A 13557-nucleotide genomic window follows, 5' to 3' on the forward strand; every position below is an offset into this window, starting at 1 on the left:
GCGCCGAGGAAGCTGCCGCTGTTTCACGTGAAACAGATGAACGTCGATCGTCAGCGACCTCAAGACCGACCCCGTCTTCCTTCTCCGGACCTGTGGGGATAAGCGCGCCCAAGCCTCGGCCTAACCCACGCCGTCGCTCAGCTGACACCTTCGACCTCCATCATCGCGATCTCCATCGCTGCGTCGGCATAGGACAGAGCTGCCGTACTGGCAGGATCGTAAGTCATCACCGTCAGCCCGTGGCTCGGGGCTTCAGAGACCCGAACCGAGCGAGGAACCCTCGTTCTGAGTACACGATCCGGGAAATGCTGCCGTACTTCCTCTGCAACCTGGGCAGAAAGTTTCGTGCGAGCGTCATACATCGTCAGCAGGATGGCGGACAAATGCAACTCAGGGTTGAGGTGTTTCTTGATCATCTCGATGTTCTTGAGGAGCATCGAGAGACCTTCCAAGGCGTAGTACTCGCACTGGATGGGAATGAGCACCTCGTCGCCGGCGACGAAGGCATTGAGGGTCAGTAGCCCCAGGCTGGGCGGACAGTCGATCAGGACGAAGTCGGGGGCTAGCTCTCCGCACTGCGCGACATAGGTCGTCAACGCTTTCTTCAAGCGGGTCTCCCTCGCCACGAAGGAGATCAGTTCGACTTCGGCTCCGGCCAGGTCGATCGTCGCAGGCACGCACGAGAGTCCTTCGATATCAGCGCAGGGTTGCACCACATCGGCGAGGGCGACGTCATCGATCAGGACCTCGTAGATGCCGGGCGTGCCTGGCCGATGGGAGATCCCCAATGCAGTACTCGCATTCCCTTGAGGATCGCTGTCGATGACCAACACTCTCCGCCCCTGAAGAGCCAAGGCTGCAGCCACGTTGACCGCAGTCGTGGTCTTGCCGACACCGCCCTTCTGGTTGGCGATAGTCATCACACGAGGGGAGGACAGAGGCACGCTCTGAGACTTCCGTCCGCCGGACACCCTGCTCTCAGCAGGGGAGGAGACCGCCTGTGCTCCCTCGAGAATCCCCTTGTTGTCAGTATGCATATTTCTTCTCATTACCTGTCTGCGGCATTCTCCGTGAACGATGAGCCTGGGCCTCTCCTCCGTCGGGCCCAAATCGAGCGTAATCCCCCGCTCACCATGGAGACGCTAAGCGCTGCTGGTGAGCCTCGATTCTCCGGTCAGGAGCCCGACAACGTTTCACGTGAAACGTACATCAACGTATGGGTGTCCGGCCCGGTAGCAGCCACTACTCCCTCGCTGCGGAACGCTACTCAGCAGATGAGCATCCCTGCTGGCGACAAGGCCGCCAAACGCCCACCCAGAGGTGGAGCAGGCCCATATGTCTTGATGTCAGCACACTTGCGGGAACAAGCAAGAGTCACCCGCTCAGGCTGAGGAAGCTCGATGATTCCCCCGCGGAGAAGAAGCGGACGGCTTCGCGATGCCTCGCCTGGCACGCGAAGCCGATCGACGGGCCTTCGTACCGCGCGCGCCTTTCGGGCCCAAGGCCAAGGAAGCGACCGTCGTCGCCGGATCAACGACTCCTATCCCGGCCATGACGATGTCTGCGCTCACAAAGCCCAGCTTCCGGAGCGCAGCTACATCCTGTCGAAGCTCTTCGTCCACCGACGCGCCTTTCAAGGCCAGGAGTTTCCCTCCTGGGCTCAGCAGAGGAGCGCTCCACGTACCTAGGTTCACCAAACGAGAAACAGCCCGCGCAGTCACGATCGGGGCGATGAGCTCTCCGTGGAAAGCCTCCGCCTTGCCGCGTCGGATCTCCACCGTCTCAAGCCCGAGCTCCGCGACCGTCTCCTCCAGCCACACCGTACGACGCAGAAGCGGCTCGACCAGGATGACATGGATGTCAGGCCGGGCTATGGCCAAGGGGATACCTGGCAAACCCGCGCCTGACCCGACGTCGATCACCGTCACGCCCTCAGGAATCAACTCCCCGACGACACCGCAGTTCAGAACATGCCTTTCCCAGAGACGAGGGATCTCACGGGGACCGATCAGCCCGTGCCGCACCCCGCTGTCAGCAAGCCGATCGACATAGGCACAGGCCAGCGGCAGCCTCTCCCGGAAGCAGTCGGCGGCGCCTGACGGGGCCGCCGGTACCTCACTCACCGGATCGGCAGCAGCAAGGTCTTCTCTTCGCGAGTCGGGCACGATATTCCTGTCCGGACTCAGTTGGGATACACCACGACGAAGCGGCGAGGTTCGGCACCGTCGGACTCGCTCACCAGGCCAGAGGCGAGGACCTCGTCGTGCACGACCTTACGTTCGAATGCCGTCATCGGGTGCAAGGCGACCTTCTCAGCGCCGTCACGCACTTTGGCGATGGCTTCGCGGGCCTCGCCCAAGACCAGGCGTCGGCGTCCGGCCCGGTGACCGGCGACATCCAACATCAGTCGAGAACGATCCCCGGTCGAAGCCTGCACCGCTAGCCTGGTCAGCTCCTGCAGCGCTTCGAGAACCTGGCCTTCCGTACCGACCAACCGACGAGGAACCCGACCGTCCTCGGAGTCCACGATGGCCACTGCGGCCCGGTCACCGTCGACGTCCACGTCGATATCACCGTCGAGATCAGCGATGTCGAGAAGCCTCTCCAGAAAATCGGCCGCGACCTCGCCCTCACGTTCCAGCTGAATCGCGCGTTCCTTGGTCAAAGGTTTGGTGCCACGTCCGGAGACACCGTTCTGGCCGGGGGTTCCCTCGTCCCGGTCGTCCTGCGTACCGACGACTACATCGCCCTCGAGGCTGGCTACCTGCTGCTCCGTCATGTGAATTCTCCTGAGGCTGCGTGGACCTGGAATGTCCGCGGGGGTTCTGAATAGCTCATGACATTGACCTGGGCGCCGGCTCTGCCGAGCAGCTAGATCGACGAGGTCGATGCCCCATGCCGTCGGGCCTGCTAGCGCTTCTTCTTACGTCGCACCGGCTGCTGACGCTGACCGGAGAGTTTCTTCAGATTGTCCTGAACCGGCGATTCGGGGCCCTCCTCCGCGGCCCCGCTCTGGAGACCGGGGAGAGAGAAGACCTTGTGCTCCTTGCCTGCACGACGACGACGCTCGGCCAGGTCCTTCTCGGCCTGGCTGCCCGGGGCAGGCATCCGCTTGATGACGTAGTACTGCTGGCCGGCTGTCCACAAGTTGGTGACCAGCCAGTAGATGAGAACACCGATCGGGAAGTTGATGCCGGAAACCGCAAAGATGATCGGCATCAGGTAGAGAAGGATCTTCTGCTGCTGCGCGAAAGGGTTGTCCAGCGCGGAGGCCGGCATGTTCTTGCGCATCAACTGATGTTGGGTCCAGAAGGTCGTGACCGACATCAGGATGATGAGAACGACGGTGAGGATCTTCGCCTCGGTCGACCCGGAGTACAGGAAGGTGCTGCTGAGCGGCGCGCCGAAGATCGTCGAGTTGTCCGCCTGCTTGGCAAGAGCAGCGGTGAGCGGCCCTGCGGCGTGCACACCACTCTGCGGGTCTGCAACCCTGCCCAGGTTGTTGAGCACGCTGAAGAGTGCGAAGAAGATCGGCATCTGCAGCAGGATCGGCATGCACGAGCTGAAGGGATTCGTCCCCGTGCGCTTGTACAGCGCCATCGTCTCCTCGTTGCGCGCGCGCACCGAGTCCGGGTCGGTCTTGCCTTTGTACCTGGCCTGGATCTTCTGCACTTCCGGCTGGATCAGCTGCATCCGCCGAGAAGACTCGATCTGCTTGACGAACAGCGGGATCAGGAGGACCCGAACGAGGACCACGAGCCCTGCGATCGAGGCGGACCAGGTCCATCCGCTTGCTGCGGGTGCCCCGATGGAGGTGAACAAGGTGTGGAATCCGACGAGGATCCACTCGACGGCCCACCGGAGTGGCCAGAGCATCTGGTCGTACCAAGACATCAGTGCATTCCTCGTCTCAAGTGGGCGCTTCGCCCAGTTCCTTCGTCATCCGTTCCGGATTCTCGTCCCGGTTGACTTCTGCTGCTCTCGCGTGCGCAGAGGACAGCAGCCTTCTGCTCGCCGATGTCCTGCTGAACATCATCGCCCAACCGTGCCCATTCGGCTTCACGCTGTTCGGCCAGGGCCCGATGTGCTTGCCAGTCCGGGCGGCCATCGGCCCTCCGTGGGGGGACATGATCCACCCCACCTGCGCACCAAGGGTGGCAGCGTCCGAGCCTACGAGCGCCCAGCCAGAGCCCGCGTAGCGGGCCGAACCGACGTAGCGCCTCCAGCGCATAGACGGAGCAACTCGGGTAGTACCGGCAAGACCGAGGCAGCAGGGGCGATATCAGCAGCTGGTAGACACGGATCAGCATCTCGAGCGGCCACGAGAGCAACCGTGCGAGAGGGCCAGTGCGTTCCACAGCTGGCTGATTCATCGAGTCAGCACCGAGGAGATCTGACGCTCGAGATCGCGTGCGAGCTGCTCATAAGTGGCCTCAGCGGCAGAGGGCCTCGCTCTGATGACCAGGTCGACGCCAGTCGGTAGCACGGTGACATGCCTACTCATCAAAGCTCTGACCCGGCGTTTGGTGCGGTTGCGCACCACGGCGTTACCCACAGCTTTGGACACGACGAGACCGACGCGGGGCGGTGCTCCTGCCCGAGCGTCGGTCTTGATCGCATGCACCACAAGCCGCGGGCCGCCACTTCGACGGCTACGGACCGCTGCTGCAAAGTCCGCCTTTTCACGAAGGCGGTGACGTGCAGGCAGCACGCCGCCTACGCTCAGGCCGAGAGTTCCGAGCGGCCCTTGCGACGACGCGCTGCAAGGATGGCGCGCCCTGCACGGGTTGCCATGCGCTTACGGAAACCATGCGTCTTGGCGCGACGACGGTTGTTGGGCTGGAAAGTACGCTTGGTCACGATGGTCTCCGGTCACGAGCGGGTTTGACGGCCGGCCTCCTGGCCGCGATCGGACACCCACGCAGCAGTGACAACGGGGCCGAGGCCCCATCGCTGGAGAGCCAGACCCTCACCACTGCGCATGGGCATGCGAAGACGGCCATGATTGGCCTATAGGGGAACGGTACTTGCCCAGCCGAACATGGGTCAAACCACAAAGCCTCCCAGACGTGATATGCAGGACATTCCTGTGCCCGAAAGCGGCTGACAACCCGCGCGCGAACTCCGCGGAAAGTCCGGAGCCTCGCCCGGAAATCTCTACAGAGGCCCTTCTTCAGAAGAAGCTGTCCCCCACAGCCGACTCGACTTGGGGAAAGAACAGGTCAGAAGCCATACACATATGTTGATAAACCTGTGGACAACTCTGCGTCGCGCTGGTCTGCACAACCTTCTCGTGCGTACGATGACGGTCTGCCCCTATCCGGGTGCCATAGCGTCTACCAGCAGGGATACTCCGTGACCGACCAGAGCGACGACTACACCGACATCTGGCGGGACGCCCTCGACTCCCTGGAGCTGACCCCTCGTGACCGGGCGTTTCTTCATCAGGGTCGTCTACTCGGCCTGTTGAACGGAACCGCCATCGTCGCCGTGCCCGACGACTTCACCAAGGACGTCATCGAGACCAGGGTCCGCACCGAACTCGCTGCCGCACTCTCCGCCCGGCTCGGCGAGCCCACCACCGTGGCCGTCACCGTCGATCCACAGCTGAGACATGACGCGCCGGCGATGGACGACCCGATCATCGATCCATTGCCGATCCTTCCGAGCGACCAGCCCTCGGAAGGAGATCCGATATCGACTCTCTCCGATCCGGAGCAGCTTCAGGAGAACTCACCCACCTCGATCCGACGCCAAGAGAGTGGAGGCAGGGTCGCCTCTGGAGAAGCTCGGCTCAATCCGAAACACACCTTCGACAGTTTCGTGATCGGAGCCAGCAACCGCTTCGCTCACGCGGCTGCTGTTGCCGTGGCTGAGGCTCCTGCGGAGGCCTACAACCCTCTCTTCGTCTACGGTGATTCAGGGCTGGGTAAAACCCATCTTCTCCATGCCATCGGTCACTACGCCCGGCAGATTTATCCCAATGTCCGCGTGACATACGTCAATTCCGAAGAGTTCACGAACGATTTCATCAACTCGATCCGCGATGACAAGGCTGCCAGTTTCCAACGCAGGTACCGCGAGGTCGACGTCCTTCTGATCGACGACATCCAGTTCCTGGGGGGCAAGCTCCAGACCCAGGAGGAGTTCTTCCACACCTTCAACACCCTGCACAACAGCAACAAGCAGGTGGTCATCACCAGTGATGTACCGCCGAAGATGTTGCAGGGTTTCGAAGCTCGGATGCGGTCGCGCTTCGAGATGGGGCTGTTGACCGATGTCCAGCCTCCGGATCTGGAAACCCGAATCGCGATCCTGCGGAAGAAAGCGATCCAGGAGCGGCTGACGATCCCCGACGAGGTGTTGGACTTCATCGCCTCGCGGATCTCCACGAATATCCGCGAGCTCGAGGGCGCACTGATCCGGGTGACTGCTTTCGCCAGCCTGAACCGTCAGCCCGTGGACCTCACCTTGGCGGAGATCGTTCTGAAGGATCTGATGCCGGAGGGAAACTCAAGTCAGATCACGGCTGCCGCAATCATCGCCCAGACCGCTCAGTACTTCGGTCTGACAGTGGACGACGTCTGTGGGAGCTCCCGTTCTCGGATCCTCGTCACAGCCCGGCAGATCGCCATGTACCTGTGTCGTGAGCTGACGGACCTGTCCTTGCCCAAGATCGGCCAGCAGTTCGGAGGGCGGGATCACACCACGGTCATGCACGCCGACCGGAAGATCCGGACATTGATGGCGGAGAAGCGCAGCGTCTACAACCAGGTGACTGAGCTGACGACGAGGATCCGCACGACGTCTGTCTGACTCACGTAGCAGCAGCCGCACGTAACTGTCTCAGCCAGTCGTGTGTTCTCGCGGTCCGGCGGTGGGCGGCAGGCTCCCCACCGCGCGAGGGGAAAGCCGTCTCGCGTACTCGGCTACTCGGCAGGGAACGGCAGGCCGCGACCCGTTTTTAAGCACGTCACCGGGGTTGTGGGTGGTTGTCCACAGCTCTGTGGACAACCACCCACAACTGGGGACAGAGCTTGTCCGGCCTGTATTTCCGGAGGTCACAGCGGGATTACGGCTCCGCCCTGGCGAGGCTTCCGCCTCCCCTGTCCACACCGTCATCCACAGCTGTGGATAAGGCGAGTCCGGGAACTACAAAAAACTTGTCATTCGGTGGCTGCCACGTGCTCATACGTCATACACAGCTGTGGATAACTCTGTGGATAACGAGGCGGCGGGCACAGGGAAAATTGGGCCATCAGGCGGTCTGTCGCCGATGACGCAGGCTCTTCGCGGCCAACACGGCCGTGACATGCCGATATGGAGGGCACACCTCGTGCACAGCCCGGTGGAAAACTTGTGGACGAACGCCCAGTTCGTTGTGGACAACCTGTGGGTAAAAACGGGTCGCCTGTGGATTCCTGTCATTCGTCCACAACGGACGTCAGTTATACACAGGCGTTGTCCCCAGGTAAATCACAAGTTCTCACTGCGGTTGAGCTGCACAAAAGGCAGTTATCCACAATATCCACAGGACCTACTACGACTATGAGACTTAAGTGGCATGAACGAGTCCGAGTACGAGCGCTGTGGACAACTTGCCCCTACAGGCCCCAGATCGACCGATTGGGGACAGCCTTGAGGTCTCCAGCAGATTTTGTGACCTACATCACATTTAGTGGTTGCGACGCTCCATGCGCAGCGGGCCGATTGGTCTTGGTCGACATCGGCACTACAGTCGGAAGGCACTGAATTCGGAGTACAGAGGGGCGGAGAGTTCGCATGAAGATCCGTGTGGAGCGTGATGTCCTCGCGGAGGCCGTCACCTGGGTCGCCCGAGGCCTGCCTAATCGTCCGCCCGTCCCGGTACTCGCCGGGGTACTCATCACCGCGGACGAAGCCGGGACCCTGACCCTCTCGGCTTTCGACTACGAGACTTCCGCACGCATCATCGTGCCTGCCGACGTGAGCGAGCCAGGCACCGTCCTGGTGCTGGGACGACTGCTTGCAGACATCTCCCGGAACCTGCCGATGCGGCCGATCGAGATCACCACCGAAGGCAACAAGGTTCAGCTGACCTGTGGATCTAGCAGGTTCAGTCTTCTGCAAATGCCGAGCGATGAATACCCGTCGTTGCCGATCTCTCCCGATCCGAGCGGTTCCGTCGCAGGAAACCTGTTCACGCAGGCCGTGGCCCAGGTCTCGATCGCGGCGGACAAGAGCGACACCCTTCCTATCCTCACCGGGGTCCGAGTCGAGATCGAAGGCTCGAAGATGACCTTGCTCGCGACCGACCGGTACCGGTTGGCCATGCGCGAACTGGATTGGAACCCCCGCGACCCCGAGGCAGCCGGAGTGTTGCTGGTCCCGGCGCGGACTCTCTCCGAGACCGCAAAGTCCCTGGGTGCTGCGGCATCGGTGGAGATCGCCTTCGGCGAGGCCGCAGGCGGAGACGGACTCATCGGATTCGAAGCCGGACAGCGACGGACGACGAGTAGGCTTTTGGACGGGGAATACCCCAAGGTCTCCTCGATCTTCCCGTCCAGTGCCGAGACCGAGGCCGTCGTCGAAACCTCCGCTCTGGTGGAGGCTGTCAAACGTGTATCGCTGGTGGCAGAACGCAACACCCCTGTCCGACTGCGTTTCGCGGAAGGACAACTTTCGATCGACGCCGGAACCGGGGACGACGCCCAGGCCTCGGAAGCCATCGAGTGCTCGTTGTCCGGTGAGGACTTCGAGATCGCCTTCAACCCGCACTATCTCCTGGACGGCCTGCACGCCATCGGGACGGACCACGCTCGGTTGGCCTTCACCCAGAGCAACAAGCCGGCTGTGCTGAGCGGGCAGAGCTCTGCAGACGGCGAAGCGGACAGCTCCTACCGATATGTGCTGATGCCAGTGCGTTTCGCGGGCTGACCGGGGTCGCTGTCAGATCGGTCGACTCGGAGCGCGACGGGAAAGGAAGATGCTGTGAGAACGCATGTCGTCTGCCTCGACCGCGTGTCGACCGTAGCTCGCTGAGGTAGGTGTGCGACTTCGGCATCTGTCTCTGATGGACTTCCGCAGCTATGCAGCTGCGGAGCTACCTCTGTCTCCCGGAACGACCATCTTGGTCGGGGCCAACGGCCAGGGGAAGACGAATCTCGTCGAAGCTGTGGGATATCTGGCTACCTTGGGCAGCCACCGGGTCTCCCAGGACGGCCCCTTGGTGCGGCAAGGCGCGCAACGTGCTCTGGTGAAAGGTGCGATCGTCCGCGCCGACCGTGAGCAGCTCGTCGAGATCGAGATCATTCCGGGGAAGGCGAATCGTGCACGGCTGAACCGTTCGACGCAGACCAAACCCAGAGACGTCCTCGGAGTTCTACGGACAGTGCTGTTCGCACCGGAGGACCTGGAACTGGTCAAGGGTGACCCGGCCGAACGCCGACGTTTTCTGGACGGTCTACTGGTCGCACGCCAACCACGCTGGGCGGCCACACGCTCGGACTACGAGCGGATCCTGAGGCAACGCAACGCCCTGCTGAAGTCTGCCGCACCTGACCTGCGTCGCAGATCGTCCCGAGGGCGCGGAGGCCAGCGTCAGGTGTCCTCAGGGCATGACGAACGGGTCGCAGCGGCGCTGCACACCCTCGACATCTGGGACGAACAACTGGCCGGCGCGGGCGCGCAGCTCCTCTACGGGAGGCTGCGGATCCTGCGCGACCTGAGCCCCTTCCTCGCTGAGGCGTACGACGAAGTGAGCGCCTCCACTTCGTACGCCAGGGCGACATACCGCTCATCCCTCCGGGAAGGAACTGCCAGAGCCGTCCTGGAGGGCGAAGTACCTACGGTCGACGAGTTGCGAGAAGCTTTTCGGGCAACCCTCGTCGAACAGCGGGCGGCCGAGGTCGAACGAGGGGTGTCGTTGTCGGGGCCTCATCGGGACGACCTGATGCTTTCCCTGGGGGAACTGCCCGCCAAGGGCTACGCCAGCCACGGAGAATCCTGGAGTTTTGCGCTTGCGCTGCGCCTGGCCTCTTTTCAACTGTTACGGCGGGACCTGCAGAACGACCCGGTGCTGATCCTCGACGATGTCTTCGCGGAGCTGGACAGCGGACGCCGGGAACGGCTGGCGGCTCTCGCCGCCGACGCAGAACAGGTACTGGTGACAGCTGCGGTAGCGCAGGACATCCCTTCTGCACTGCAGGGCACGGTCTGCGAGGTCACTCGAGGAGTGGTGTCGGCGGCCGACAGGTCTGTAACGGAGACCCAGATCGCTCCCGGTGGGGAAGGTGCGTGCGATGACTGAGAGCCCACGCATTCCCATATCATCCACAGATCCTGTGGATAACCGGGCAATTTCTGTGGATGAAGAGGGAAACCCTCTCCCCGATCATGCTTCTCGAGATGCCGCCCATGCAGGAGCGGCGCTCTCCTCCGCAGCTGAGATGTCCATCGACTCGGCGGTCGAGGCCGCAGCGGCGTCAGCCCTGGCCAAGGCCAGGGAGGGCGCTCGTTCGGCGGGGCTTCGACCGACTTCGGGACGGGGGCGTACCCGGCCCCGGATCCGGCCCTCGGAGTACTCGGGAGCGCGAGCCGACGGACGTGACCCGGTCCTGGTCGGAGACCATCTGGGCCGGTTGCTCTCCGAGCGTGGATGGCAGGTCGAGGTCGCCGTTGGTTCGGTGATCTCCCGTTGGCCGGCAGTCGTGGGCCCGGAGGTGGCCCAGCACGTCACCCCGGAGACCTTCGAGGACGGCGTGTTGACGGTACGAGCCGATTCGCCCAGCTGGGCCACCAACCTCAGATACATGGTTCCACTGCTCCTGGAACATCTCGCCGCCGACCTAGGAGAAGGAAAGGTCACCGATCTGCGGATCGTCGGCCCGGCTTCACAGACCCGACGCAGGGGACAGCGATACCTCCCCGGCGGGCGTGGAGCACAGGACCCCTACGAGTGATCCGGTCGGGTGGGAACGGTCGACAAGGGACGGTCCGCTGTCTCGGGGATCGGTGCGCCCTCCGGTGAAAAAGCTGGTCAAGCCCCTATGGGATCTCGGATCCATCCCATGGCCAGGTCGATTCAGGCCCCATGTGATTCATGGCGAGATGTCCGAAGAGTCGATTTTTCGGAAAGGGCCCTCAGGCGCGCGTAAACCCTGGGGTGGATACAGGGAGTCATGAGCCCGCTCGTTCGTGGCTCAGTGTGGCTCGCCAGGGCCCCGCTGATACATCTCTGTCCTACGGCGCGGGTAGACTGTCGATGCTACAAACGTCTCGTCGTTCGTGCCGGGGCCGTACACCGACGAAGCCCCCACACCAGGGGCTCGTAGAACGACCGACACGAACGCCCATTCCCGGCAGGAGCGTCGTGACCGAGTCCAACGCTGAGCATCCCCTTCGCGAGGCATCAGAGAACCAGGCAACACCGACGGACCACATCGGGGAAACCGATCCCAATTACGACGCCAGCGCCATCACCGTCCTCGAAGGACTCGAGGCCGTGCGGAAACGCCCTGGCATGTACATCGGGTCCACCGGAGAACGAGGCCTGCACCACCTGGTCTGGGAAATCGTCGACAACTCGGTCGACGAGGCGCTCGCCGGATACGCCGACCGCGTCGATGTCACCCTCCTCGCAGACGGCGGAGTCCGCGTTCGCGACAACGGACGAGGCATCCCCACAGACATCCACCCCGCCGAAGGCGTCTCGGCCGTGGAGCTGGTCCTCACCCAGTTGCACGCAGGCGGAAAGTTCGGCGGCGGCGGGTACAAGGTGTCCGGTGGGTTGCACGGCGTCGGCTCCTCCGTCGTCAACGCCCTGTCCTCCAGACTCGAAGCCGAGGTGCGTCAGAAAGGCCACGTCTTCCGGATGGCCTTCGAACGCGGGGTCGCCGTGGCCCCCCTGGCACGCATGGAACCCACCGAGGAGACCGGGACCACGATCACCTTCTGGGCGAGCTCGGAGATCTTCGAGACCACGACCTACGACTTCGAGACCGTCCGAGCACGTTTCCAGCAGATGGCCTTCCTCAACAAAGGGCTGACCATCACGCTCACCGACGAACGCCCCCAAGCGATCCAGGTCGCGGAGGACGAACTCGAAGAGGAAGCCGAACTCGCGGCAGCCGAAGAGGTCACGGAGCCGACCAAGGACACCGCCTCCGCAGCCGCTGAGGAAGCCCGATCCGGTGAGGTGGCCAAGGACGCGCAAGGACGCGCCACCGGACGCACCGTGAGCTACCGCTACGACAACGGACTCATCGACTACGTCACCCACCTCAACGCCAGCAAGCGCAGCGAACACGTCCACCCCGACGTCATCGCCTTCGAGCTCGAGAACTCGGACCGGAACCTCTCCCTCGAGGTCGCCATGCAGTGGACGACCGCGTACAGCGAGTCCGTGCACACCTACGCCAACGCGATCAACACCCACGAAGGCGGCACCCACGAGGAGGGTTTCCGCGCAGCCCTGACCCGTCTCGTCAATGAATTCGCGCGTAAACAGAACCTCCTCAAGGACAAAGACGAGAACCTCACCGGCGACGACATCCGCGAAGGACTGACCGCGGTCGTCTCGGTCAAGCTCGGCGAACCACAGTTCGAGGGACAGACGAAGACCAAACTCGGCAACTCCGAGGTGAAGGGATTCGTCCAAGGCGCCATGACCAGCGAGTTCAGCGACTGGCTGGAAAGGCACCCGAACGAAGGAAAGGACATCGTCCGCAAAGCCGTCCAGGCGGCAGCGGCACGGATCGCCGCGCGGAAGGCCCGCGAGAACACCCGGCGTAAGGGCCTGATGGAATCCGGGGGTCTGCCCGGAAAGCTACGCGACTGCCAGAGCAAGGACCCCAGCGTCTCCGAGATCTACATCGTCGAGGGAGACTCCGCAGGCGGCTCGGCGAAGGACGGACGGAATCCCTTCAACCAGGCGATCCTGCCCATCCGAGGAAAAATCCTCAACGTCGAGAAAGCCCGCATCGACAAAGTGCTGGCCAACCAGGAGGTCCAGGCCCTCATCAGCGGCTTCGGCACCGGCGTCGGTGAAGACTTCGACCTCGACAAAGCCCGGTACCACAAGATCGTGCTGATGGCCGACGCCGACGTCGACGGCATGCACATCCGCACCCTCCTGCTGACCCTGCTCTTCCGCTTCATGCGTCCGCTGATCGAGGCCGGATACGTCTACCTCGCCCAGCCGCCGCTCTACCGCATCAAATGGAGCAACCACCCCCACGAGTTCGCCTTCTCGGACCGTGAACGGGACGAGATGCTGCGGGCCGGCCAAGGGCAAGGATGGCGTCTACCGAAGGACTCCCCCGTACAGCGCTACAAGGGGCTCGGCGAGATGAACGCCACCGAGCTGTGGGAGACCACGATGGACCCCGACCACAGGGTCCTCCTCCAGGTCACGCTGGACGACGCCGCTGCTGCCGACGAGATCTTCTCCGTGCTGATGGGTGAAGACGTCGAATCCCGCCGCAGCTTCATCCAACGGAACGCCCGCGACGCGCGATTCCTGGACCTGTGATGCCGGGCCCGACGGGGAACGACGACCGTCGGGCCGAGGCCAGGGCC

General features: G+C 63.0%; 12 protein-coding genes and 1 pseudogene. 5 read left to right on the plus strand and 8 right to left on the minus strand.

Annotated features, from left to right (window positions below; all coding sequences use genetic code 11):
* Positions 1-137: 137 nt before the first annotated feature.
* From AUCHE_RS13160 to rpmH, 8 genes and pseudogenes are all read right to left on the minus strand, one after another.
* Complete coding sequence (locus tag AUCHE_RS13160) at positions 138-920, minus strand: ParA family protein (protein WP_040322564.1); 783 nt, start codon at positions 918-920, stop codon at positions 138-140.
* A 462-nt stretch (positions 921-1382) separates the two neighbouring features.
* Entirely contained in the window at positions 1383-2165 is a 783-nt protein-coding gene (rsmG, locus tag AUCHE_RS13165; RefSeq protein WP_006503820.1) for a 16S rRNA (guanine(527)-N(7))-methyltransferase RsmG, read from the minus strand.
* Between the two features lie 17 nt (positions 2166-2182).
* Positions 2183-2779, minus strand: a complete 597-nt coding sequence (locus AUCHE_RS13170; RefSeq protein ID WP_006503821.1) for a Jag family protein — start codon at positions 2777-2779, stop codon at positions 2183-2185.
* A gap of 131 nt (positions 2780-2910) precedes the next feature.
* Positions 2911-3894 (minus strand): membrane protein insertase YidC, encoded by a 984-nt coding sequence (gene yidC, locus AUCHE_RS13175; RefSeq protein ID WP_006503822.1) that lies wholly within the window; start codon positions 3892-3894, stop codon positions 2911-2913.
* 16 nt (positions 3895-3910) lie between these two features.
* Positions 3911-4108 (minus strand): hypothetical protein, encoded by a 198-nt coding sequence (locus AUCHE_RS17595; protein ID WP_245707006.1) that lies wholly within the window; start codon positions 4106-4108, stop codon positions 3911-3913.
* A 28-nt stretch (positions 4109-4136) separates the two neighbouring features.
* Positions 4137-4373, minus strand: a pseudogene (gene yidD, locus AUCHE_RS17600) (membrane protein insertion efficiency factor YidD); the annotation flags it as partial.
* Entirely contained in the window at positions 4370-4711 is a 342-nt protein-coding gene (gene rnpA / locus AUCHE_RS13185; protein WP_006503824.1) for a ribonuclease P protein component, read from the minus strand. The gene rnpA and the pseudogene yidD, both read right to left, overlap by 4 nt.
* Positions 4712-4722: 11 nt before the next feature.
* Positions 4723-4860: a 50S ribosomal protein L34 gene (rpmH, locus tag AUCHE_RS16360; protein ID WP_006503825.1), complete on the minus strand. Its 138-nt coding sequence runs from the start codon at positions 4858-4860 to the stop codon at positions 4723-4725.
* 495 nt (positions 4861-5355) lie between these two features.
* Here rpmH and dnaA point away from each other — a divergent pair, with 495 nt between their 5' ends.
* The 5 genes from dnaA to gyrB all read left to right on the plus strand — a co-directional run bounded on the left by dnaA (position 5356) and on the right by gyrB (position 13510).
* Positions 5356-6816 carry a chromosomal replication initiator protein DnaA gene (dnaA, locus tag AUCHE_RS13190; RefSeq protein ID WP_006503826.1) on the plus strand — a complete coding sequence of 487 codons (1461 nt, stop codon included), beginning with the start codon at positions 5356-5358 and terminating at the stop codon, positions 6814-6816.
* A 966-nt stretch (positions 6817-7782) separates the two neighbouring features.
* The gene (gene dnaN, locus AUCHE_RS13195) at positions 7783-8916 is read left to right on the plus strand and encodes a DNA polymerase III subunit beta (protein WP_006503827.1); all 1134 of its coding nucleotides are present in this window, start codon (positions 7783-7785) and stop codon (positions 8914-8916) included.
* Between the two features lie 112 nt (positions 8917-9028).
* Entirely contained in the window at positions 9029-10288 is a 1260-nt protein-coding gene (gene recF, locus AUCHE_RS13200) for a DNA replication/repair protein RecF (protein WP_006503828.1), read from the plus strand.
* 139 nt (positions 10289-10427) lie between these two features.
* Complete coding sequence (locus tag AUCHE_RS13205; RefSeq protein ID WP_006503829.1) at positions 10428-10940, plus strand: DUF721 domain-containing protein; 513 nt, start codon at positions 10428-10430, stop codon at positions 10938-10940.
* 410 nt (positions 10941-11350) lie between these two features.
* Complete coding sequence (gyrB, locus tag AUCHE_RS13210; protein WP_006503830.1) at positions 11351-13510, plus strand: DNA topoisomerase (ATP-hydrolyzing) subunit B; 2160 nt, start codon at positions 11351-11353, stop codon at positions 13508-13510.
* The last annotated feature ends 47 nt before the right edge of the window (positions 13511-13557 follow it).

Origin of the sequence: Austwickia chelonae NBRC 105200 (genome assembly GCF_000298175.1) — a bacterium.
In the GTDB taxonomy this organism is placed as follows: Bacteria; Actinomycetota; Actinomycetes; order Actinomycetales; family Dermatophilaceae; genus Austwickia; species Austwickia chelonae.

Excerpts from the sequence above, each read along its gene's own strand:
- AUCHE_RS17595 (WP_245707006.1), bottom strand. The coding sequence starts at position 4,108 with ATGGCCGCCCGGACTGGCAAGCACATCGGGCCCTGGCCGAACAGCGTG.
- dnaN (WP_006503827.1), top strand. The coding sequence starts at position 7,783 with ATGAAGATCCGTGTGGAGCGTGATGTCCTCGCGGAGGCCGTCACCTGG.
- yidC (WP_006503822.1), bottom strand. The coding sequence starts at position 3,894 with ATGTCTTGGTACGACCAGATGCTCTGGCCACTCCGGTGGGCCGTCGAG.
- AUCHE_RS13170 (WP_006503821.1), bottom strand. The coding sequence starts at position 2,779 with ATGACGGAGCAGCAGGTAGCCAGCCTCGAGGGCGATGTAGTCGTCGGT.
- AUCHE_RS13160 (WP_040322564.1), bottom strand. The coding sequence starts at position 920 with ATGACTATCGCCAACCAGAAGGGCGGTGTCGGCAAGACCACGACTGCG.
- AUCHE_RS13205 (WP_006503829.1), top strand. The coding sequence starts at position 10,428 with ATGTCCATCGACTCGGCGGTCGAGGCCGCAGCGGCGTCAGCCCTGGCC.